Source organism: Rhodococcus (subgen. Prescottella) equi, from assembly GCF_003013675.1.
In the GTDB taxonomy this organism is placed as follows: Bacteria; Actinomycetota; Actinomycetes; order Mycobacteriales; family Mycobacteriaceae; genus Prescottella; species Prescottella equi.
This window is the reverse complement of record NZ_CP027793.1, coordinates 499,934-522,362: the sequence shown is the minus strand read 5'-3', so window position 1 is coordinate 522,362 and position 22,429 is coordinate 499,934. Positions and strand designations below refer to the sequence as shown.

24 protein-coding genes are annotated in these 22,429 nt (G+C 68.7%); 10 read left to right on the top strand and 14 right to left on the bottom strand.

Annotated features, from left to right (window positions below):
* Window positions 1-60: 60 nt before the first annotated feature.
* From C7H75_RS02355 to C7H75_RS02345, 3 genes are all read left to right on the top strand, one after another.
* Window positions 61-837 carry an SDR family oxidoreductase gene (locus C7H75_RS02355; protein ID WP_022593776.1) on the top strand — a complete coding sequence of 259 codons (777 nt, stop codon included), beginning with the start codon at window positions 61-63 and terminating at the stop codon, window positions 835-837.
* Between the two features lie 40 nt (window positions 838-877).
* On the top strand, window positions 878-1,684 hold the full coding sequence (locus C7H75_RS02350; RefSeq protein ID WP_064066853.1) for an IclR family transcriptional regulator: 807 nt from the start codon (window positions 878-880) through the stop codon (window positions 1,682-1,684).
* A 235-nt stretch (window positions 1,685-1,919) separates the two neighbouring features.
* Window positions 1,920-2,876 carry an alpha/beta fold hydrolase gene (locus C7H75_RS02345; protein ID WP_022593772.1) on the top strand — a complete coding sequence of 319 codons (957 nt, stop codon included), beginning with the start codon at window positions 1,920-1,922 and terminating at the stop codon, window positions 2,874-2,876.
* Between the two features lie 38 nt (window positions 2,877-2,914).
* Here the strand turns inward: C7H75_RS02345 and C7H75_RS02340 are convergent, their stop codons facing one another.
* The 9 genes from C7H75_RS02340 to C7H75_RS02300 form a co-directional block, all read right to left on the bottom strand.
* Window positions 2,915-3,340: a hypothetical protein gene (locus C7H75_RS02340; RefSeq protein WP_232244873.1), complete on the bottom strand. Its 426-nt coding sequence runs from the start codon at window positions 3,338-3,340 to the stop codon at window positions 2,915-2,917.
* A gap of 131 nt (window positions 3,341-3,471) precedes the next feature.
* On the bottom strand, window positions 3,472-4,665 hold the full coding sequence (locus C7H75_RS02335; protein ID WP_080668351.1) for an AI-2E family transporter: 1,194 nt from the start codon (window positions 4,663-4,665) through the stop codon (window positions 3,472-3,474).
* Window positions 4,666-4,696: 31 nt separating this feature from the next.
* Complete coding sequence (locus tag C7H75_RS02330; RefSeq protein WP_022593766.1) at window positions 4,697-5,185, bottom strand: DUF1269 domain-containing protein; 489 nt, start codon at window positions 5,183-5,185, stop codon at window positions 4,697-4,699.
* 153 nt (window positions 5,186-5,338) lie between these two features.
* The gene (locus C7H75_RS02325; RefSeq protein ID WP_064058322.1) at window positions 5,339-5,962 is read right to left on the bottom strand and encodes a class I SAM-dependent methyltransferase; all 624 of its coding nucleotides are present in this window, start codon (window positions 5,960-5,962) and stop codon (window positions 5,339-5,341) included.
* A gap of 16 nt (window positions 5,963-5,978) precedes the next feature.
* Complete coding sequence (locus C7H75_RS02320) at window positions 5,979-7,130, bottom strand: amidohydrolase (protein WP_106850900.1); 1,152 nt, start codon at window positions 7,128-7,130, stop codon at window positions 5,979-5,981.
* Between the two features lie 11 nt (window positions 7,131-7,141).
* On the bottom strand, window positions 7,142-9,025 hold the full coding sequence (locus C7H75_RS02315) for an alpha/beta hydrolase family protein (protein ID WP_049799395.1): 1,884 nt from the start codon (window positions 9,023-9,025) through the stop codon (window positions 7,142-7,144).
* Entirely contained in the window at window positions 9,022-10,806 is a 1,785-nt protein-coding gene (locus C7H75_RS02310) for an N-acetylglutaminylglutamine amidotransferase (protein ID WP_106850899.1), read from the bottom strand. The genes C7H75_RS02315 and C7H75_RS02310 overlap by 4 nt, the downstream gene beginning before the upstream one ends.
* A complete protein-coding gene (locus C7H75_RS02305) occupies window positions 10,787-11,998 on the bottom strand; it encodes a carboxylate-amine ligase (protein WP_013414701.1) in 1,212 nt (403 codons plus the stop codon). Before C7H75_RS02305 ends, C7H75_RS02310 begins: the two co-directional genes overlap by 20 nt.
* Before the next feature lie 208 nt (window positions 11,999-12,206).
* The gene (locus C7H75_RS02300; protein ID WP_005515962.1) at window positions 12,207-12,575 is read right to left on the bottom strand and encodes an Rv2640c family ArsR-like transcriptional regulator; all 369 of its coding nucleotides are present in this window, start codon (window positions 12,573-12,575) and stop codon (window positions 12,207-12,209) included.
* A gap of 96 nt (window positions 12,576-12,671) precedes the next feature.
* Between C7H75_RS02300 and C7H75_RS02295 the strand changes: the two genes are divergently transcribed.
* From C7H75_RS02295 to C7H75_RS02290, 3 genes are all read left to right on the top strand, one after another.
* A complete protein-coding gene (locus C7H75_RS02295; RefSeq protein WP_084846970.1) occupies window positions 12,672-13,136 on the top strand; it encodes an ArsI/CadI family heavy metal resistance metalloenzyme in 465 nt (154 codons plus the stop codon).
* Between the two features lie 172 nt (window positions 13,137-13,308).
* A complete protein-coding gene (locus tag C7H75_RS26275) occupies window positions 13,309-13,437 on the top strand; it encodes a hypothetical protein (RefSeq protein ID WP_005515964.1) in 129 nt (42 codons plus the stop codon).
* Window positions 13,438-13,547: 110 nt separating this feature from the next.
* Complete coding sequence (locus tag C7H75_RS02290) at window positions 13,548-13,640, top strand: 50S ribosomal protein L36 (protein WP_106850898.1); 93 nt, start codon at window positions 13,548-13,550, stop codon at window positions 13,638-13,640.
* Between the two features lie 40 nt (window positions 13,641-13,680).
* Here the strand turns inward: C7H75_RS02290 and C7H75_RS02285 are convergent, their stop codons facing one another.
* From C7H75_RS02285 to C7H75_RS02270, 4 genes are read right to left on the bottom strand one after another with little or no spacing between them, the layout of a single operon-like run.
* Entirely contained in the window at window positions 13,681-14,079 is a 399-nt protein-coding gene (locus C7H75_RS02285) for an arsenate reductase ArsC (RefSeq protein ID WP_064078721.1), read from the bottom strand.
* Between the two features lie 4 nt (window positions 14,080-14,083).
* Window positions 14,084-15,226 carry an ACR3 family arsenite efflux transporter gene (gene arsB, locus C7H75_RS02280; protein WP_275073132.1) on the bottom strand — a complete coding sequence of 381 codons (1,143 nt, stop codon included), beginning with the start codon at window positions 15,224-15,226 and terminating at the stop codon, window positions 14,084-14,086.
* Window positions 15,172-15,558 (bottom strand): ArsR/SmtB family transcription factor, encoded by a 387-nt coding sequence (locus C7H75_RS02275; RefSeq protein ID WP_064078722.1) that lies wholly within the window; start codon window positions 15,556-15,558, stop codon window positions 15,172-15,174. The genes arsB and C7H75_RS02275 overlap by 55 nt, the downstream gene beginning before the upstream one ends.
* Window positions 15,559-15,615: 57 nt before the next feature.
* Window positions 15,616-17,460, bottom strand: a complete 1,845-nt coding sequence (locus C7H75_RS02270; protein ID WP_081188171.1) for a multicopper oxidase family protein — start codon at window positions 17,458-17,460, stop codon at window positions 15,616-15,618.
* A 239-nt stretch (window positions 17,461-17,699) separates the two neighbouring features.
* Here C7H75_RS02270 and C7H75_RS02265 point away from each other — a divergent pair, with 239 nt between their 5' ends.
* A complete protein-coding gene (locus C7H75_RS02265) occupies window positions 17,700-18,566 on the top strand; it encodes an alpha/beta fold hydrolase (RefSeq protein WP_022593746.1) in 867 nt (288 codons plus the stop codon).
* A 20-nt stretch (window positions 18,567-18,586) separates the two neighbouring features.
* On the opposite strand, the gene C7H75_RS02260 is transcribed toward C7H75_RS02265, so the two are convergent.
* Entirely contained in the window at window positions 18,587-19,861 is a 1,275-nt protein-coding gene (locus C7H75_RS02260; protein ID WP_081206568.1) for an ion channel protein, read from the bottom strand.
* Window positions 19,862-20,033: 172 nt separating this feature from the next.
* On the opposite strand from C7H75_RS02260, the gene C7H75_RS02255 reads away from it, so the two are divergent.
* The 3 genes from C7H75_RS02255 (at window position 20,034) to C7H75_RS02245 (ending at window position 22,408) form a co-directional block, all read left to right on the top strand.
* Window positions 20,034-20,930, top strand: a complete 897-nt coding sequence (locus C7H75_RS02255; protein ID WP_022593744.1) for a hypothetical protein — start codon at window positions 20,034-20,036, stop codon at window positions 20,928-20,930.
* Window positions 20,931-20,966: 36 nt separating this feature from the next.
* Entirely contained in the window at window positions 20,967-21,542 is a 576-nt protein-coding gene (gene shbA / locus C7H75_RS02250; protein ID WP_022593743.1) for an RNA polymerase sigma factor ShbA, read from the top strand.
* Between the two features lie 284 nt (window positions 21,543-21,826).
* The gene (locus tag C7H75_RS02245) at window positions 21,827-22,408 is read left to right on the top strand and encodes a hypothetical protein (protein WP_044990407.1); all 582 of its coding nucleotides are present in this window, start codon (window positions 21,827-21,829) and stop codon (window positions 22,406-22,408) included.
* The last annotated feature ends 21 nt before the right edge of the window (window positions 22,409-22,429 follow it).

The window sequence follows — 22,429 nt, the reverse complement described above, 5'->3', positions numbered from 1 at the left end:
GCACACGGAGAGTGGTGCCGATCACCCGACACCGCCTCCCTCGACTCGAAAGGGCAGGACATGCCCCGCACATTCCTCGTCACCGGCAGCGCCTCCGGAATCGGCGCCGCAACCGCTTCGCACCTGCGCGCACAGGGCGACCGTGTGATCGGCGCAGACCTGCGCGACGCGGACATCACCGCCGACCTCGCCACCGACGAGGGCCGCGCTGCCCTCGTGGAGCAGGCCCGCGAGCTCACCGGCGGACGTCTCGACGGCGTCGTCGCGTGCGCCGGTGTGGCGCTGTTCGATCCGCTCACCATCAAGGTCAACTACTTCGGCGCGGTCGCGACGCTCGAGGGCCTGCGCCCGCTCCTGGCGGCCGGGACCGATCCTCGCGCGGTGGTGATCTCGTCGGTCGCGTCGCTGCATCCGTCCGATCCGGCGATCGTCGACGCCGCTCTCGCCGGAGACGAGGCGGCCGCCGTCGCAGCTGCGAGTGCGGCCGTGGCGCAGGGCGACGGGGCGCAGGTCTACGCGTCGTCGAAGGCCGCGATCGCGCGATGGGTGCGCCGCACCGCGATCACGCCCGAGTGGGCGAAGGCCGGCATCCCGCTCAACGCGATCGCACCGGGCACGATCGTCACGCCGATGATCCAGGCGATGCTCGACACCGAAGCCGGACGCCGGGCGATCGACGGTGCCGTGCCGATGCCACTGAACGGTCACGCCCGCCCGGAGCAGGTGGCGCCGCTGCTGGCGTGGCTCACCTCCCCCGCGAACACGCACGTCACCGGTCAGGTGGTGTTCGTGGACGGCGGCGCCGACGCGGTCCTCCGCGGCGATCAGAGCTGGTAGTCCGCAACATCATTCGGCCGCGGCCAGGAAAGGAGCGATCGTGACGACGTTCGGTCGGCCGACTGACATCTCCCCCACAGACCGCGCGGTGCCGCCGTCGATGGTCGACCGGATGACGGTCATCCTCGACGCCTTCGGCGGTTTCTCCTCACGGGTGCCGCTCGAGGAACTCGCGCGGCGCACCCGGCTGCCACGGTCGACGGTCCATCGCATTCTCGATTCGCTCCTGCGCCTGGGCTGGGTGGAGCATTCCCCCGGCGGTTACCACCTCGGGCCGCGCCTGCACCGGCTCGGCGGCGGCGAGGGGCACCACGGCCAGATCCGCGCGGCCGCGGCGTCGGCGCTCAACGACCTGCACCACCGCACGGGCCTGGTCGTGCACCTCGGGGTACTGGACGGCACCGACCTGCTGTACCTCGACCGGATCGGTGCCCGGCCGGACTCGCCGTCGAATGTTCGTGTCGGGGGCCGGGTCCCGGCACACGCCACCGCCGCGGGCAAGGCGATCCTCGCAAGCCTGGTCCCCGAGCAGATCGACCAGGAGTACGCCGGCACGCCGATGCGGCGCTGCACCGATCGGACGATCGCGGATCTGCCCGCACTGCACCGCGATCTGGGTCGCGTGCGGACCCGGCGCGGTGTGGCGTTCGCCCGCGACGAGTCGACGACCGGCGTGATGTGCGTGGGGGCACCGGTCCGGGTGGACGGCGGGACTGTCGCCGCGGTGTCCCTGTGCGGCGGGTCCGCGGACGCCCCGCGGCTCGAGCGATGCGCGCCGCTCGTTCTCGAGACCGGACGGGTCGTGGCCACGGCTCTCGCCGCAGCGGTGCAGTTGCTCTCCGCCTGACCTGGCCGGCCCGACACCATTACTACGCAATGTAGTAAAAAGGGCCCGCGGCAGACCGCTCGTCGGATAGGTTGACCCCATGGGGATTACGGGGAGGCCTGATCCATCCGTCGCCGGAGCGCTTTCGGACGAGCGGCGCGACTGCGAAACATATTGGGAGACAGAGGAATCACCGCCCCCGAAACGACGACGCCGGCTGATTCGTGCGGCGGGGTGGACTTTCGCGGGGCTGGCCGTGCTCATCGTTGCGGCAGTCGCGATTTCGACCGCCTTCCACTGGTGGCAGACGCCGCGCGACAAGCAGGCCATCGAGCAGCTGATCGGCCCCGAACACCGGTACGTCGACGTGGACGGACACCGGATGAGCGTCGCGGTGCAAGGGTCGGGACCACGGACCATCGTCCTGATGCCGGGCCTGGCCACCCCGGAGCCGATCATCGGTTTCGACCCTCTCGCACAGCGTCTGGCAGAGCACAACACAGTAGTCACCGTCGAACCCTTCGGCACGGGACTCAGCGACGGCACCGACGCTCCCCGCACCAGCGAGATGATCGTCGACGAGACTCGTTCCGCGGTAGCAGAATTGGGATTCGACGGCCCGTACGTCCTCATGCCGCACTCCGTTTCGGGGCTGTACGCGATGTGGTGGACCACCCACTACCCGGACGAGGTTGCCGCAGTGGTGGGGCTCGACGACGAGCGTTACACCACCGATGCCGCCCACGGCTCGCCGGACTGGCCGAGTTGGATGTCCATCGTGAACGCCGCAGGAGGCACCCGGGATCTCATCGCGCTGGACAAGAGCACCGATTACCTGGGACTGGTAGCCGACTACCGGGAGAGTCTGGGCGACGCCGCCGAATTCACCTCCGAGCAACAGGACCTGTACCTGCGGGCGTATTCGTGGGTGTTGAATCCGACCGTACTGGACGAGATGGCTCGTGGCGCACAGAACGTGCAGGCGGCCGAGGGCGCGGTGTTCCCGCCGACGCTGCCGGCCCTGTCGTTCCTCGCCTCCTCCTCACTCGAAGTGGAGCCGGAGTGGGAGTCCGCGCACCGCGCCGCGATCAGCAACCCGTCGATCCAGCGGGTCGCGGTCATGGACGGTCACCACTATCTCTTCCACGCCCACGCGGCGGAGATTGCCGAGTCGACACAGAGGTTCCTCGACGAGCACGTCCCGACGCGCTGACCTGGTCGACGCGTGACCGGAACCGGGCTACGGAGGGGCTAGTCTCCCTCTGCCCCGGCCAGGATTCCCAGCTTGGACTCCTCTGCCGCCGCATCCACACCGCCGTCCTTGGCCGCGATGCGCTCGATCAGTTCCCCGACCGCACGAGCGACCGTTTCGCGCACGAACGCATCGGGGTCCTCCGCCGTCTCGACATCGGCGCGACCGATGTGGATCTGGGCAGTCACGGAGCGCTTCGCGACCGAGACCCGCGGGTTCCGCAGCCCGGTCGGCCCGTCCGTCGACGAGATCGATCCCCCGACGTGCAGCAGCACGTCCAGGTCGTAGGAGAAGCGGAGCCCACCCAGCCGGCGCTTCATGCGGGTGACCGCAGCGATCCACTCACCGGGCACGTCCGGGCCGCCGTACACGGTCCGGAACGTCAGCCGGCCGGTGGGCTCGGAGGCATCTGCTGCGCTGTCCACCCCGCCGAGTATAGGGCGGTTCGCACGCCACAGCGGTCTGCGTGAGCGTCGCGCGGCCGCGAGCTCATTCACCGCGTGGCGCAATGGAACCGGACGTGGGACGAGTCCCGAGACGGCTCGGTGGAACCCCGTCAGGTGGCCGGAAGGACGGGCTGTGGGTCCGGTTCTCGCCGGTCGGTGTCCGGTGCGGGAGGCGGCGGGTCGACCTCCGCCGCAACCGCAACGCTCCGCACGTCCCCTCCGATCAGGACGTTCACCCATCGGCTGGCCGGATCGATGTCGAGAAGCATGGCCTTGACGAGCAGGGTCATCGGAATGGCGAGCAACGCGCCGAGCGGGCCGAGTACCCAGGCCCAGAACACCAACGCCAGGAACGTCACCGTCACACTCATCCCGACGGCATCGCCGACGAACTTCGGCTGGATGATCGACTGGATGACGAAGTTGATCACGCAGTAGACCACGATGACCCACACCATCAGGCCGGGACCGCCGTCGAGCAGTGCGAGCAATGCCGGCGGGATCACGCCGATCACGAATCCGATGTTGGGTATGTAGTTCGTGATGAAAGACAGCAGCGCCCACAGCACCGGAAGTGGCACTCCCATCAGCCACAGCGCCCCGCCGTCGAGCACCGCCACGATGAGGCCGAACACGGTGGACACGACCAGGTACTTACGGGTTCCCGCAGCGAAAGTCGATAGTGCGTAGGCGATCTCGGGCCGACTTCGGGCGACGATCTGCATCTTCCTGCCGATGCTCATCCCGTCGAACGCCATGAACAACAGCAGCGCCAGGATGAAGAAGAGGTTGGAGAACACCCCGAGAAGACCCTGCAGCGCCGATTCGATCAGTCCGACGACCTTACCGACGTCGACGCTGCTGAGCATGTTGTGGATCTGCTCGGAGTTCACACCCGCCCCGGCCAGGAACGATCGGACGTCCTCCAGCAGGTCGTCCACCGTGTCCGAATACTGCGGCAGCTGGGTGGCCAGTTGCGCGGCGGACACCGCCAGGGCCGCGATCAGCCCGATGAGGATCAGGTACACCACGAGCACCGTGGTGATCATTCCGATCCACGCCGGAAGCCCGCGACGCTGCATCCAGGACTGGATCGGCTGCACCGCGACGGTGAGCATGAGCGCCAGGAACACCGGGCCGAGGATCCCCGCGAAGACCTTGATCCCGGCGATCGACACCACGGCGCCCGCGCCGGCGAGGAGCACGATCAGCCCGCGCGGGATCGCCCACGGCGCCGGCGTCAGGGTGGGCACCGGCACCGCGGGCGCGGTCCGGTCGGATCGAGTTCTGGGTGAGCGGGTCATCGTCCCTCCCGGACCGAGAGTGGGTTACCGGTCAGTCCGCGAACACCTCCCGGAGGTGCGCCTCCTGCTCGTGGGACAGATTGGTGGAGATCAGTTCGGCGTGCTGGCCGTGGAACTCGTCGTGCACTCGGTCGAGCGTCGCATCCGAGGTGAGCACGAAGAGCGCCGACGTCCCCGGGGTGATCTGGTCCTTGAGTCGCTTGATGAAGTCGTCGTCGATTCCGACGTCGGTCAGCGCCCCGGTCAGCGCCCCGACGGCCGCCCCGACGGCGACGCCGATCAGGGGGACGAAGAACAGAATGCCGAAGAGCAGTCCCCAGAAGGCGCCACCGAGTGCGCCCGCGCCGGCCAGATTGTGCAGCTGCCGGGTCTTCGGCTTCTTGCGGCCCTCCGGCCAGCTCACCACTGCCGCATCGTGAACGGTGAGCAGTTCCTGCTTGCGCAGGTCTTCCAACGTCGCGACGGCGGTATCGGCTCCGGTGGGGGACGCGAACTTCCAGACAGTCAGTGTTCCTGCCATGATCATCTCCTCGGGATCGAGAGCCGGATCGGCCCTGTCAGCACCGTAGAAGCTGAACCCTCGCGAGAACTCACACCTTTCGGATGAAGTCCCGAGCCACCCGGTCGCTCCGGATGCGTCGAGACGGTGCGACCCACACCCCGGCGCCGCCGATCAACCTGCGACCGGCTCCGTGACGCCCAACGACAGCGCACCCATGATCTTCGGCGCGCCCTTTTCGTAGAAGGTGTCCAGATCACGAACCTCGAAGCCCGCCCCGCGCAGGAGCGCCGGGATGTCGCGCGTGAGATGGCAGCCACCGGCGACCGCCTTCTGGATCGGTTCGAAGCGGCGCTGCCAACGCCGAACCTTGTCGTGCGGCGCGAGCCCGTGCTCGACGAAGTGCAGTGTCCCCCCGGGCTTCAGGACACGTCGCACCTCACGCAATGCCGCGTCGACGTCCGGGATGGTGCACATCGTCCAGGTGGACAGCGCGGTGTCGAAGGTGTTGTCGGCGAACGGCAGGGCCTGACCGTCGAGGCCGGACCGTTCGACCGGGACGCGGGACCGGGCCAGGCGCTTCGCGGCGAGCTTCCATGCCTCGTCGGCCGGTTCGACGGCGCTGACGGATTCGACCGCGTCCGGGTAGAAGGGGATGTTGAGGCCCGAGCCGAAACCGATCTCGAGCACGCGACCGTGCAGGCCCGCGCACGCCCGCCTCCGGGACGCTTCCGTCAGCGACATCCCGCACGACACGTCCACCAGGCGCGGGACGATCCGATCCGCGTAGAACCCCACCACAGCCTCCCGTTCCTCACTCCCCCGACCGATCGACGTCCCCACCGTAGGCGAGGGCGAGGAAAGTCCGCACCCCGTCCACGAGGGCACGCTCGTCCAGGTCGAAGTCGGGTGTGTGGAGATCGCGCCGCGGACCGATGCCGTCCCAGACGCCCAGCCGCGCCATGGCACCGGGAACGTGCTCGAGGTACCACGCGAAATCCTCGCCGCCGCTGGACTGCCCGGCCTCGGCCAGGTTTTCCAGCCCGACGACGGATTGGATCGCGGAGATCATCTCGGCCGTCGCCTCCGGGTCGTTGACCACCGGCGGCACGCCCTGCACGTACTCGAGTTCGTGCTCGACGCCGTAGGGCGCGAGAAGGTCTGTGACGGCTCGCCGCACCAGCGGCTCCACCGTGGCCCACGTCCGATGCGACGCGCTGCGCAGGGTGCCCACCAGCTCCCCGGACTCGGGTATCGCGTTGTGGACCCGTCCGGCCTGGATCCGGCCCCACGTCAACACGGTAGCGGTGCGGGCGTCGAGGCGGCGGTCGAGCACCGACGCCAGCCCGGTCACCAACACGGCGGCAGCGAAGATCAGATCACCCGTCAGGTGTGGGCGCGCCGAATGGCCTCCGGGAGAGGACAGCCGGACCGTGAGCATGGCACCGGACGAAGTGATCGGGCCGGCCCGTGTGGCCATCTTGCCGGCCTCGAGCTGTGGAGCGCAGTGCAGGGCGAAGATCCGCGAGACGCCCTCGAGCGCACCGGCGGCGACGACTCCGACGGAACCCCCCGGTGTCGTCTCCTCCCCCGGCTGGAAGATCAGGCGCACCCGATGCGGGGGCGGCTCGGCCGCCAGAACGGTCGCGGCCTCGAGCAGCATCGCGGTGTGCGCATCGTGCCCGCAGGCGTGACACACCCCGTCGACTGTGGACGCGTACGGCGCTCCGGTGGTCTCCGTCAACGGGAGCGCGTCGAGGTCGGCCCGCAACGCGAGGCAGGTGGCGGTGTCCGGGCCGACGTCGCACCACAACCCGGTGCCGCTCGGCAGCAGCACCGGATCGAGCCCCACCCGGCGAAGCTGATCGTGGACGAGGTCGGTAGTCCGGAACTCCTCGAAGGACAGTTCGGGATGGGCGTGCAGATCCCGTCGCCAGGTAACGAGCCGGTCGTGATCGATACCCATGCGCCACCCCGTCAGATCGCCGACACCGGGGCGTCGGATCGGGCCAGTCGGCTGGTCAGCCAGGTCACCATCTTCTCGGCGAGCGCGTCCCGATTCTCCCGCTTGACGATGTCGTGGCCCTCGTCGTCGAACAGCAGCAGTTCGGCGACACCACCGCGGGCCCGAACCGATGCCACCACCTGCTCCGACTCGCTGACCGGAACGTTCGTGTCGTGCGCGCCGTGCACCACGAGCACCGGTGCGGTCAGGGCGTCGACACGGTGGATCGGTGACAGCTCGGCAAGCAGTTCCCGATCGTGTTCGGGATGCCCGTACTTGGGATACGCCGCGGCCGCGATCCACGGCTCGGTGTTGGCGTAGAACGTCTCGAGATTGCTCATCCCGCAGACCGCGATGCCCGTCGCGAACAGGTCGGGGTGGAACGTCAGGGCCGCCAGCGTCAGATAGCCGCCGTACGAATGCCCGGCGCACGCGATCCGCGCCGGGTCGGCCACACCGTTGTCGACGACGTAACGCACGCAGTCCGCCACGTCGTCGATACCGGCGAACCGGCCGTACCGCTCGTCGGCGTGGACGAAGGTGCGCCCGAATCCGCCCGAACCACGCACGTTGGGCGCGAAAACCGTGATGCCGGCCTGGACGAGGGCCGGGAAGTAGTCGCTGTAGCCGGGGCGCTCCTGCAGTTCCGGTCCGCCGTGGAACCACAGCATCACCGGCCCGGGGCCCTCCCCCGCCGCCCGGTACAGCCATCCACTGAGGGGCAGCCCGTCGCGCGCGGTGAACTCGGCGAGGATCGGGGCGTCGGCCCGGGCGATTCGCGTCCGCGCGGGCTCCACTGGACCCCACTCGCCCGTCCGCGGGTCGACGATCTCCACCGACGGCGGCATCCCGGGCCCTTCGACCGTGACCGCCAGCAGCGACCCGTCGGCGCTGATGCTCAGCTCCGACGCCACCAGTCCGGGCAGCTGGATCGGCGAGTCGAGCGTGCCGTCAGCGAGGTGCAGGATCTGTAACTCACTCAGCCCCTTGTAGTTCCACAGCAACGCCACGGTGGTGTGGTCGTCACTGACGACGAACTCGTCGAGGCCGCAGTAGTCCCGTTCGGCCAGCACTCGGTAGGAGACGCCCTCCGCGGAGACCGCGACCCCCAGCAGCCGCGCGAACTCCGCGCCGTTGTCGCTGCGTACCAGCGCCCGGATGTACTGGTCCGGCTCCCCCTCGCTCGACGCCCACGGCGACCGGTACCGGCCGAGTACGCCGAGCAGTCGGTGGTCGTCGAGCAGGACGCCCATGTCGGTGGTGGATCCGAAGTCGGACGGCAGCAGAGGGATACGAGTTCCGTCGTCCCGTTGGAGCAGTAGTTCGCGGTGTCCGCGAGGGCCCACCCGCAACAGTGCCGCTCCGGCCCACGAGTCGACAAGGAAGGAGCCCACGCGGCGGTCGAGCGTGACGGCCTCCTGCGTCTGCGGATCGACCAACCGCGCCTCCGCGACGCCTTCCTCGTCGGTCGCGGTGAGCGCGACCCGGTTCCCGTCCCACCCGATGAGTTCGGCCGAGACAGCGTCCTGCGCCCCGACGCGGCGGGCCGAGCGGTCCAGCGGGTCGGTGCGCACCACCCACACCTGGGTGCGGTTGCCGGCGTGCGGGGCCACCTGGCACGCGAGCCATCCGCTGTCCGCGGAGTGCACGATCTTCGTGACGGGGCCAGGGACCGGCAGCTCGACCCGACGGTCCGTGCTGCCGTGCCGCCCCGTCAGGAACCGCTGAACGGCCCAGGGATAGCCACCGTCGTCCACGAGGTGCGCGAAACCTGTCGCGTCCGGCGACACCGACGCACCCGACGTGAAGCGGATGTGCTGTCCGCGCGACGGTTCGGCCGGCCGGTCAGCGGTCACAACCGCTCCATGGCCTGCAACCACATCTCCAGCAGCCCCACCTGCCACATGGTGTTGACACCGCGGGCGGTCCGGATGTCGTTGGGAGCAGCGAACAACGCGTCGATCAACTCGGGCCGGAACAACCCTCGTTCACGGGCACTGCGACTTCGCAGAGCATCCCGCACCAGATCGAGGACCCCGCCCTCGAGGTGCCGGATGCCCGGGACCGGGAAGTACCCCTTGGTCCGGTCGATCACGGCGTCCGGGAGCAGACCGCGGCTGGCCTCCTTGAGCACGCCCTTACCGCCTCCGTCCAGCTTGAGGTCCGGCGGACACGTGGCGGCCAACTCGACGAACTCGTGGTCGAGGAACGGCACGCGGGCCTCGAGCCCCCACGCCATCGTCATCGTGTCGACCCGCTTGACCGGGTCCTCCACGAGCATCACTGTCGTGTCGAGCCGCAGCGCCGCGTCCACGGCGGTGTCGGCGCCGGGAGCATCGTGGTGCCGGACGACGAACTCCGTACTGACGTCGTGATCGACAAGGTAGTCGGGCCCGAGCATCATCGCGATGTCGTCGTGGGTCCGGTCGAAGTACACCTTGGCGTACGCCTCGGCGGACTGTTCCCGAGCCACCCCGACCAGCGGCGGATACCAGTGGTAGCCGGCGAGGATCTCGTCGGCGCCCTGGCCGGACTGCACCACCTTGACCGACTTGGAAACCTCTTCCGACAGGAGGAAGAAGGCGACGCAATCGTGGCTGAGCATCGGTTCGCTCATCGCCTCGATCGCGCGAGGAACCGCCGCCGGCAGCCGGGCCGGGTCGATGTGGATCTGGTGGTGGTCGGTGGCGAACGTTCGGGCGACCAGGTCGGAGTAGAAGTACTCGTTTCCGGATTCTCCTCCGGCCGAATCGAATCCGATGCTGAAGGTGGCGAGGTCCCGCTGCCCCTGCTCGGCGAGCAGTGCCACCAGCAGACTCGAATCGATACCGCCCGAGAGCAACACCCCGACCGGCACATCGGCGACCATCCGGCGGGAGACGGCGGTGCGCAGCGAGTCCATCAGAGCCGTCTGCCACTGCTGCGGCGTCCACGACGCCCGATCCGGGGCGGGTTCGAAACTCGGCTCCCAGTAGCGCCTCTCGGTGGAACTACCGTCCGGTTGCACTACCCGGATCGTCGCCGGCGGCAGCTTGCGGACGCCCTCGAACATGGTGAGCGGGGCCGGCACGGCCGCCGCGAAGCTCAGGTAGTGGTGCAACGCCGCACGATCGATCGTCGTGTCCACGCCGCCGCCGCGCAACAGCGCCTGCAACGTCGAGGCGAACCGCAACCGCTCCGGCGTCTGCGCGAAGTAGAGAGGTTTTATCCCGAGCCGGTCGCGGGCGAACGTCACCACCCCGGAGTCGATCTCGTGCACCGCGAAGGCGAACATGCCCTTGAAGCGGTGGACGCAGTCGGGGCCCCAACGGTGGAAGCTCTTGAGCACCACCTCGCTGTCCGCGGTCGAGAAGAACCGGTACCCGGCCTGACGGAGCTCCTCGCGCAACTCCTTGTAGTTGTAGATGCAGCCGTTGAAGACCAGCGACAGGCGGAGCTCGCTGTCGACCATCGGCTGCCCGCCGCGGGCGGAGAGGTCGATGATGCACAGGCGGCGATGACCGAACGCCACCGACTGCTGCGCGTACGCGCCGGACGTGTCCGGTCCGCGCGTCACCATCGCGTCGGACATCCGGGCGACGGCGCCGACGTCGGGCCGCCTCCCGTCGAATCGCACCTCACCGCATATGCCACACATGTTCGGCTACTCCTCCCGGGATGTCGTTCCCGGTCACGGTCCAGGTGTCCCGGCCACCTCGCCGCGACGCGTTCGGGTCGGGAAGACCCGCGTCCAGGTCGAAGCGACCGGCCGTCTCGGCGGCGAGCAGGTCGACGACGTCGGTCAATCGACCCCGCCGTAGCAGGGTCCGGCGCTGCCGCGCGGACGAACTTCCCACCCGCAGGGTGGTCGCCGCCAGCCCGGAGACGACGTCCCAGTCGCCGGAGGACTCGAGCTGGGGGCGCAGGGAACCGATCAGGCCGTCCACCACGTGCGGCGCGGGGCGCGGCGCGATCGCCTCCACGTCGACCAGCTCGCCCTCGAGGCCCGAGCGCGCCGCCCGCCACATGGCCGCCCGCACCAGTGTGGGCGAGACCTGCAGCCCCGGCCTGCCGGCGTCGAGAGCCTCGGCCTCGCGCTCGACGAGCGCGCGGAAGAGGCCGGCAACGAGCGCGATGGTGTCGACCGACGGGCAGCTGTCGCACACCCGCAGCTCGAGCGTCGAGTAGCGGTCGGACGGCCGCAGGTCGAAGTAGACCATCCCGGGTCCGCTGATCACCCCGCTCGCGACGAGGTCGGCGATCAGTCGGTCGTACTCCGCGGCGGACTCCACTGGCGCCGCGGGCCCGGTGGTGGGCCAGCGGCTCCAGACCAGTGACCGCATGCTGGCGTACCCCGTGTCGGTGCCGTCGGCCCAGAACGGCGAGCTCGCGCTCAGCGCCAGGAAGATCGGCAGGTACGGGACCACCCGGTTCGCGATGCGCACGGCCTCGTCGCGGTCCACCACGTCGACGTGCACCTGGGTGCCGCAGATCAGTTGCTCGCGGGCAAGGAGCTGATAGTCGGCCAGCATCCGCCGGTATCTCGGTGTCTCGGTGACGGCCATCTCGGCGGGCACCGAGAGGGGCACCGCCCCCGCGGCGACCACCCCGACACCGAGTTCCGCGGCGGTGTCGACGAGGACCCGACGCCGATGGGTCAGGTCGGCGCGTAGATCGGCCAGATGCAGGAAGACGCCGCTGTTGACCTCGACGACGCAGCGCTGCAGTTCCTCGACGTACACGTCGCCGGGCAGTTGCTCGAGCAGTTCCGGCGCACGCGTGACGAGCCGCCTGGTCTCGGCGTCGATGAGGTGGAACTCCTCCTCGACACCGAGCTTGCGCCCGCTCATCCAGGGTCCTCCCTGTCCGTCGGCCAGTGCTCCGGGAATGCGCAACCTCCGCATACGACCGACTCGTCGATGCTTACCCCGGCCGCCAGGATTTCAACCGGGCGCCCGAATCAGTGTTCGCACCATCGGCCCCGCCGAGACACACCTTGCGGCGTTCGTTGGCATGTTGATATCCGCCCGCAACCTTGCACAGTGGGGACGAACGGCGCTACCGCGACTCTGCGCAGCAGTTGGGGTCGAGCACGAGCCGCAGGGCGTCCAGTGATTCACCGCGCACCCGGTAGTAGACGTTCATGCCCCGGCGAGTGGACTCGACCATGCCGGCTTTCCGGAGCTGGCCCAGATGATGGCTGACGGTGGACTCCGCGAGCCCGACGCCGACGGCGAGATCGCACGTGCAGACCTCACCGGCATCCGCGGTGAGCAGGAGTGACACGAGCTTGATCCGGACCGGATCCGCGAGCGCCTTCAATCGGAGCGCGACCTGCAGCGCCTCGTCGTCGCCCATGGGAGCGGCAGACACCGGCGCGCAGCAGATCGGCGCACTGACGTCGAGGACCGGCAGGGCTTTCGGCATGACGACGATCCTACGCAGCCCCTTGACTTATGTCGAAGAGGTGGGCAACCTGTAGAGGTAGGCAATTCGACATATATCGCATAGGTGGGAACCGTCATGTCACGCGCTCAACTCGCCCTCAACGTCGACGACCTCGAAGAGGCGGTCACGTTCTACTCGAAACTGTTCGGCACCCGGCCCGCCAAACTGAAGCCCGGATACGCGAACTTCGCGATCGCGGAACCGCCGCTCAAGCTGGTCCTGCTCGAAAACCCGGGCAAGGGCGGCACGATCAACCACCTCGGCGTGGAGGTCGAATCGTCGGAGAAGGTCCACGCGGAGATCGCGCGGCTCACCGACGAGGGCCTGTTCACCGACGAGGAGATCGGCACCACCTGCTGCTTCGCCACGCAGGACAAGGTGTGGGTCACCGGGCCGGCCGGCGAGAAGTGGGAGGTCTACACCGTGCTCGCCGACTCGGAGACCTTCGGTGCCAGCCCGCAACATCTGGGCGGCCCACGGGAAGCCCAGGGCGACGTGTGCTGCGGAACGGATACAGAGAACGAATCCTCCTGCTGCTGAGCACTCTCCTCCGCCCATTCTCACCCGCACCGTTCGATATAGAGATATCGCCAAATGTGAATACATTCCTATATCGAGTGGTGCGGGACACATTCTCTTGCCATCGATCGCCGAATTCCGGAAGCTGTTCGAGGGATTTCCCCATTCACCACCGATACATAGGAGATCACTGATGGGTTCCGCCGAGTTCATTCCCTACCTCGACTTCATCGCCGACTTCGCCGGCGCTGCTGCCGACCTGTTCGGCGCGTTGAGCTTCTTCTCCGGATCCGCGGAATCTGCCGGCCAACTGCTCGGCTAGGCGATTACTCAACCGGGCCGGGGTGCCACTGCGACTTCATCGAGCCCGCAGTGCCACCCCGGCCCGGCCGCGTTCGACCTGCGACCGCACCGATCGAATGCGAGTACCGAATGAAGATTCGAAATTCCCACCTGGTGCGGCGCAGAGGAAAGGTCTTCGCAATCGATAAAAGAGACCCCCGATGCAAAGCGCGCCAGCGGTAATAACCTTCAGTTGCCCATCCTCCGGCACGGCACCCACCGACTAGGGCAGGAGTTCGGCAATCAGCGCTTTCACCCGGACGAGGATTTCGTCACGGATGGGTCGGACGGTGGCCAACCCCTGCCCGGCCGGGTCGTCCAGCACCCAGTCGCGGTAGGACTTTCCAGGAAAGACCGGGCAGGTGTCGCCGCAGCCCATCGTGATCACGACGTCCGATGCCTGCACCGCGCCGACGTCGAGGATCTTCGGGGACTGCGCCGAGATGTCGATGCCGACCTCGGCCATCGCCTCGACGGCTGCAGGGTTGATCTGGTCGGCCGGTGCACTGCCGGCGGAGCGGACCTCGATCCGATTCCCCGCGAGGTGAGCCAGGAATCCGGCGGCCATCTGGGACCGGCCGGCGTTGTGCACGCAGACGAACAGCACGCTGGGCACGGTCATCTGTTCAGGCCTCCTTCGACGACGCCTGCGCGAACGCGGGGCGCGCGAACCGCTTACGCAACGCCAGGGAGACGTAGACGAGTCCGACGAGCACTGGAACCTCGATCAGCGGGCCCACGACGCCGGCGAGCGCCTGACCGGAGGTGGCGCCGTAGGTGGCGATGGCCACGGCGATGGCGAGTTCGAAGTTGTTGCCCGCCGCGGTGAACGCGAGCGTGGTGGTGCGTTCGTAGCCCAGTCCGGCGACCGCGCCGAGCAGGTAGCCGCCACCCCACATGATCGCGAAGTACGCCAGCAGCGGGATCGCGATCCGCACCACGTCCATTGGCTGCGAGGTGATCTGCTCGCCCTGCAGCGCGAAGAGGATCACGATCGTGAACAGCAACCCGTAGAGCGCCCACGGACCGATTCGCGGCAGGAAGACCGACTCGTACCACGCTCGGCCCCTGGACTTCTCACCGAAGTATCGAGTGAGGAACCCGGCCAGAAGTGGGATTCCGAGGAAGATCAGAACGGATTTCGCGATCTGCCACGGCGAGGTGTCGATCGTGGTCTGCTCCAAGCCGAGCCAGCCGGGCAGCACCGACAGGTAGAACCAGCCGAGCACCGCGAACATGATCACCTGGAACACCGAGTTGAGCGCCACGAGTACCGCGGCTGCCTCCCGGTCGCCACACGCAAGGTCGTTCCAGATGATCACCATGGCGATACAGCGGGCGAGGCCCACGATGATGAGGCCGGTCCGATATTCCGGCAGGTCGGGCAGGAAGATCCATGCGAGCGCGAACATCAGCGCCGGACCGAGAACCCAGTTGAGCAGCAGCGATCCGAGCAGCAACCGCCGGTCACCCGTGACGGTGTCGAGGCGGTCGTAGCGGACCTTCGCCAGTACCGGGTACATCATGATCAGCAGGCCGAGGGCGATCGGCAGCGAGATGCCGTCGAGTTCCACCGACGACAGCGCATCGCCCAGGCCGGGCACCGTCCGCCCCAGCAGCAGGCCTACGACCATCGCGACGCCGATCCACACCGGCAGGAACCGATCGAGCGTCGAGAGCTTGCCGACCACCGCGGTCCGGTTGCTCGTGTCGGTCACCGGACGATCTCCACGACCGGCGGGCAGGCCGAGCCGGCGACGCCACCCCATTCCGCGGACAGCACCGTCGAAAGCTGCTCCAGGGCCGACGGAATCACGCGGTAGTACACCCAGGTTCCGCGCCGCTCCGAGTCGAGCAGACCCGCCTCCCGGAGCACCTTCAGGTGGTGGGAGATCGTCGGCTGGGACAGGTCGAACGCGGGCGAGATGTCGCAGACACAGCTCTCGCCGCCCTCGTGGGCGGCGATCAGACTCAGCATCCGCAGACGTACCGGATCGCCGAGCGCCTTGAACATCCGAGCGAGATCGTTCGCCCGGTCCTCCGCCAGCGGCCGGACCCCGAGCGGGGCGCAGCACGTCCCCACGGGCTCTTGATTCGACATGTATCTATATTGACACTGATCGAATCACCGCTCCCGACCGGGGTGCCGTCCGTAGGGTCACTCGGCGACGGTGCGGAAACCGAGCATCATGTCGTGGTCCTCGTGGTCGAGCATGTGGCAGTGCCAGACGTACCCCTGCAACGGGCCGGACGCGGCCGGTGCCGCATCGTGCCCGGCGTGGGCGGGCGTGCCGTGGCCGCCGTGCTGCGGCGGCACCGGAGCCGCGAGCTCGCCGACACCGAAGGTCGCGTCGGGGTCGAATCCCAGCCGGCCGGCGGTGGGGAACACCGCGACGATCCGGGTGACGGTTCCCGGATTCGCGACGACGGTGTCCTTGGGACCGGCCTCCCACGGTTCCGGCGGAATCAGCGGTCCGGTGACGAACGCGTCGACGGGCGGGGCCCACTTGGTCCCGACCGGTGGTGCCGGGTTCTCCCGGGTGTACCGCGCCACGTCGAAGTCCTGCCGCCCGAGAACCCGGAAGTTGACCAGGTGCAGATGAATCGGATGCGGCTCGGGTGTGACGTTGACGATGTCCCATTGCTCGACCGCACCCTGCCGCGGCATCTCGATGTCGGCGTCACCGAAGCGAAGGTTGTTGAGCGACATCAGCACACTGCCGGTCGACGGATCGGGCAGTTGCATGACGGTGACGGTCCGCTGCACCTGTGGCGCCGGGACCGGCTCGAGGTCCGAAGGCTGTCCGGCCCCGCCGCGCAGGGTTTCCGGGACGGCCGCGGTGAATCCGCGCCCGTCGGCCATGCGGAATCGGCAGAACAACGGCATGGCCCGCGCCCCGCGCTGCGACGCCGCCAGCGGCGGCGGTTCGTCGTTGCACAACTCCACGGTGCCGCCGGGCTCCACCGCGCCGAAATCGACGAGCAGGTCGGCGCGCTCACCGGGCGCGAGGCGTATCCGGGTCGTGGGTACCGGAGCGGCGAGCATGCCGCTCTCCATGCCCAAGACCCAGAACCGCATCCGGTTGCCGAAGAAGAGGTTCCACACGCTGAACGACGCCGCGTTGACCAGGCGCAGCCGGTACATTCCCCGCGCCACCTCGAGTTCGGGCCAGATCTTGCCGTTCACGACGCCGACGTCGCCCGGGGTGCCGCCGTCCCAGCGTCCCTGCGGCACCACCGGCGTCGCTCGGATGCTCTGCCGTCCGTCGGCGGTGAAGATCTTCTCCTGCAGAACCAGCGGCAGCTCGAACTCGCCGGACGGCAATCCCCACGCGTTGGAGGTTGTGCCCGTGTCGAATTCGTCGCGCAGCAGGAACATGCCGGCCAGCCCCGCGTACACGTTGAGTCGGGTGATACCCATCGCGTGGTCGTGATACCAGAGCTGGGTGGCCTCGTGCCCGTTCGGATAGTGGTGCACGTGCCCTTGCCCGGGACGCTGCAGGAACGCTGGATGACCGTCGTGTTCGGGCGGCGTGACGGCCCCGTGGAGGTGCATCGACGTCGGCACCGACGTCCGGTCCTGCTCGGTGACGCCGTGCAGTGTCGTGTCGAAGTCCGCCGCCAGCGGGTGCACGCCGATCTCGTTGCGGTAGGCGACGGTCATCGCGTCTCCGGCATGTGCCTCGACGGTGGGGCCGAGGTAGTCCATTCCCCCGTACGCGAGAGCCGGGGACGGTGCGAGGTCGCGGTGGAACCGGTGGCTGGTACTCGCGGCCCGCAGCTCGAGTTGCGAGCCGGTGAGCACCGGGAGCCGGGGTAGCGGATCGACGAACGGTTCGAGCTCGGGCGATGCGAACAGCAGCGGACGCGCGGGATCGATGTTGCCGAGATCGCCGAGATCCTGGGCGCGCACCGCGGCCATTCCCGCAGCACCGGCCCCGATCGCCCCGGCCGTCCACACCAGTCCTCGATTGAACGCGCGTCGCGAGATCCGTCCGCTCATGTCACGTCACACTCCCCCGTGGTCGCCCTGCCGGAGCACGCCCGCCCGACGGTACGCCGGAACCGACTGCCGCCCTGGCGCTTTGCGTGGATCAACCGGGATCGACCGGCGGATTTCCGGCGACCCGGGCGAATCGCCCCGCGAAAGGTTTTCACTGCGCGGGAGGTGATGTGGTGCTCGGTGGAGATTCACGACAGGCTGGTGACCCGGATGACATTCGCGACCAACAGAGGCGGACGATGACTACTGAGATCAGTTACGAGGACTCCAAGCGGGAACTGCACACCGATCAGGGTGTGCTCCGGTACCACCAGGCCGGCGACGGTCCTCCGCTGCTGCTGCTGCACGGTTCCGGTCCCGGCGTCACCGGTTGGCGCAACTACCGCGGCGTCCTCGCCGACTTCGCGGAGCACTTCACCTGCTACGTGCTCGAGTTCCCCGGCTTCGGCGTCTCCGACCCGTGCGACGGCCACCCGATGGTCGAGGCCGTGGGTGCCGTGCCGGTCTTCCTCGACGGGCTCGGCCTCGACACCGTCGACATCATCGGCAACTCGATGGGCGGCGGTGTCGGCGCGAACATCGCGATCTCCCACCCCGAGCGGGTGAACAAGCTCGTCTCGATCGGCGGCATCGGCAAGAACGTCGTGTCCCCCTTCCCCGGTGAGGGCATCAAGCTGCTCACCGAGTTCACGGACAATCCCTCCCGCGAGAGTCTGATCCGCTGGCTGCACTCGATGGTCTACAACCCGGCCGTGGTGACCGAGCAGCTCATCGAGGAACGCTGGGCGCTCGCGACCGAGCCCAAGACCCTCGAGATCGCCCGCCGCATGTACAGCAGCAACGCGATGAAGGCGATGGCCGCCGCGGCCGCGCAGGCCGACATCACCCCGTACTGGGCGAAGCTCGGCAAGATCAAGGCCCCGACCCTCATCACGTGGGGACGCGACGACCGCGTCAGCCCCGTCGACATGGGTCTGCTGCCGATGCGCGACATCCCCAACGCCGAGTTCCACGTGTTCCCGAACTGCGGGCACTGGACCATGATCGAGGCCCGCGACGCCTGGCTGGCGTCGGTGCTCTCCTTCCTGTTGCGCGACCGCACGTAATCGACAGCCGTCTCCGCGGGTCACCGATCGTCGGGTGACCCGCGGGGAAGGCGAACGGTCATGGTCGGGCGATTCTTCACCAGCAGCCACACCGGCAGCACGGCGAGGCACAGGATCGGCAGGACCGTCACCGAGCCGACCATCGCCACCGGGACGAAGATCCCGAGCCAGCAACTACGCACCGCGACCACGATCGCGCCGAGTACCCCGCACGCGATCGCGGGCGGCACCGGCACCCCCGGAACGAGCGCGTGCCCGATCATTCCCGCGGTCACGCCGACGGCTGCCGACGCGATGACGCGTCCTCCGCGGAACCCGCTGGAGGCAGCTACCGCGAAGGCCGCGAGACTGCACCCGCCGAGCACGAGCAGCCGGGGAACGGACGTCTCCGGCGCCGACGCCACGACGTCGCGCATCGTCCCGATGTCCCGGAACATCGACTCCCGGCCTCCGAGCGCCCCGAGCAGACCGAGCACGACGCCGCCCAGCCCCGTCATCAGGACCGGGTTCCGAAGGCGGTGGAACGACGCGTGCAGAATGCGGTAGGCGTACACCGCTCCGAGCACTGTCACGGCGGTGACCGTCGCTATCGCGACCCCGCCGAGCACGGCCCACACCGTCACCGTCGCGTAGCCCGGCAGGTCGAGCGCGAGGACGGGCCGGTCGAGGACCGCCATCGTCACGGCCCCCGCCCCGGCCGCGACCAGCGGTGCGAGGATCGCGTCCCACAGGTTGCCCTGTACGCGCCGCCCGGTGAGTTCCAGGTACGCCAGGGGGGCCGCGACGGGGGTACCGAACTGCACGCCGATCGTCGCGGCGGTCGCCAGCGCCGCGACCCGGTCCGACGCGATCGCGGGCCCCACCCGAGCCACCACCCACACGGAGAGGGCGGCGTTGACCGAGATGAGGACGTTCTCGGGGCTGAGACCGACGCCGGCACCGAGCGCGACGACCAGCGCGAGCAGCAGGCTCGGCAGCACCCGCAGCGGGATCGGCGGTCCGATCAGACCCGCGGTCGCCGAGTCTCGGCCGGCGTGCCCGGGCACCAGCCACACGACCAGGCCGACGGTGATGCCGGCGACCGTCAGCACGATCGCGATCCACCAGCGGGCATCGCCGGCGAACCCCAGCGCGCTCGGGAGTGTCTCGTAGAGGAAGTCCGCGACCGCGCGCGCGACGGCGAGGACGGCGACAGGCATCGCGGTCGCCCCGACTCCGACGAACAGGGCGAGCATCGCCTCGCGCGCGATCACGCGGGCGTCCGGGCGTTCCTGGTCGCGCTCCTCGTCCTGCAACGGCGCCTCCGACGACTCGGGATCGGGCGCCTCGTCACCGTACTGCGCCGACGTGGCACCCGGTGCGTCATCCGATTCGCCTGCCCACCAGCCACGCCCGGTTCGCCTACGCTGTCGGAATCCGTCGGGTGGCGACCGCCTCCCCGGCGCTGCTCGTTCCGAAGGGGATGCCGTGCGGTCGTCGAGGTTCAATGTCGCGCTGGCTCGGGAGGCGCTCGCCGCCCGGTCCGAATCCGCACAGGGCTGGTTGCGCGGCACCGCTCCGGGACGGACGGTTCAGCGCATGCTGTCGGGCTTCGTCGACATCGAATGGGCGGACCGGTCCATGACGCTCGCGGCCCAATCGTTCACGTCGGTGCTGCCGGTGGTGATCGTGGCCTCGACGATCGGCAGCCACGACACGTTCACGAAGGGCTTCTTCGACCAGTTCGGCATCGACATGGACAGCGTCGACGTGAGCACCGACGGCCTCGGCGTCGACGAACCCTCGTTCGCGGCTTTCGGGATCGTCGGTCTGTTGATGGTGCTGCTCGGCGGGACGTCCTTCGCCCGCGCCCTCGGCCGGATGTACGGGCGGGTGTGGCACGTGCCGACGCTGAAGTTCGCGAGCTGGTGGCGGTGGATCGCGGTGCTGCTGTCTGTGGCGTCGTGCGCCGCGCTGATCGGTGCCACACGGGTGCTCCTCGGAGTTCCGTACCTGGGCAGTTCCCTGGTCCTGGTCGCCCAGTTCGCGGTCTGGGCGGGGCTGTGGACCCTGGTGCCGTATCTGCTCACCGAGCGTCGCCTGTCGGCGCGCGTCCTGTGGTCGACCGGATTGATCACCGCGGCGGGTCTGACTGTGCTGCGGATCGGCGGCAACGTCGTCCTGCCGCGGACGGTCGCGACCGCCGAATCCAAGTTCGGGGATCTCGGCCTGGTCTTCACCGCGATCGGGTGGATGTTCGTCGCGTGCGGCATCGTGGTCGGCGCCTCGGTGATCACGAAGGCACTGGCCCTCGACGAGGGACCGGTCGGGCGTTACCTGCGCGGTCCGGGGGAACCACTCACAGAGACTTCCATGATTCGCTGAAGGAAGACGCCAGCTTCCGCGGGTTACCTGTCGGATGTGAGTTCCACCTTCACTCCTCCTCCGGTCCGCGCCGTCGACCTCGATGCCGTCGCGGCCGCCGCCTGCGCCGGGCACGACGACGCGATGGCGGAGCTGATGGCTCGTGTGCGGCCGATGGTGTTGCGCTTCTGCAGGTCGAGGCTGCGCGGGTCGCGCTGCCTGTCGGCCGAGGACGTCACCCAGGAGGTGTGCATCGCCGTGATGCGTGCACTCCCGGGCTACGAGGACCGCGGCAGATTCACGGCGTTCGTGTTCGGGATCGCCTCGCACAAGATCGTCGATGCGTTACGCGCGTTCGGTCGCGACAAATCGGTTCCGGTCGATATCGTTCCGGAGGTCCCCGTGGAGTTCGATACGCCCGAGGAGCACGCAATGCGGGCCCACGACACGCAACATGCGTGGTCGCTGATCGATGTCCTCACCGCGCGCGAACGCACCATCCTCCGCCTGCGCATCGTCGAGCATCAGAGCGCGGCCGAGACCGCGCGCGTGCTGAACACGACGGCGGGCGCCGTCCGAGTGGCGCAGCACCGGGCGCTGAACCGGCTACGCGCCCAGCTCGCCTCGCGGTGAGGCGCGAAACCCGAAGCGTGGCAAAGAGCGATCACCCGTCCAGCTCATACCGTTACAGCATCGTTACCGCGGCGACTGACCGCTCGGTTTGCCCTGTTCGCAGCGCTGTCCGCGCGCCTCCGACCTCCGGCCGCGCCTCGATCCCTCGACCGATTCGCCCCGTTCGACCGACTTTGCTGTTGCAGCCCCGTCCCACTGCGTCAATGGTGGAGGGGTGATCTTGGTCTTCGGACTGCGACAGCCTCGATCACGTTCCGATGGTTCACATTTGGAAGGGGATGAACATGCAGTTGCGTAATCGGAAGACTCTCGGTCACGCGTTCGGCGGGGCTGCGATCGTCGCCGCGGCAGCGCTCGCGGCACCCGCCCTGGCCTCGGCCGAACCGGTCGAGCTGGCCAGCCCGACGGTGACGACCGGCGTCGACGGCAACACGCTTTCGGTCACCGTGGCGAACACCAACGAAGATCCCACCACCAGCTGCGGCGCCTTCGCCCTCGACGCCACCAAGCTTCCTGCGCTGCAAGCGGATCCGAGCAAGATCACGGAACCGGGCTTCCTGGCGTGGCAGACGGATGTGGCCGAGCGGGTCGGCGCGGGCGCCGAGGACACGTTCACGACCGATCTCCAGGACGGCGTGTACGCGGTTGTGGGCGAGTGCATCTCGCTGACCAACCCGGAACTGCCCGCCGTGGGCGACCCGCAGATCGTGCCCGTCGGCGGCCTGCTCGGCAGCGTCGACCTCGGCAGCCTGCAGGGCCTGCTGCCGGCCGACCTCGACCTGGGTAGCCTCCAGGATCTGCTCCCCGCCGATCTCGGCGATCTGCTCGCGGGTCTGCCCCTCGGCTCCACGGCCCCGGCTCAGTAACGCAGCCTTTCGCGCTTCCCT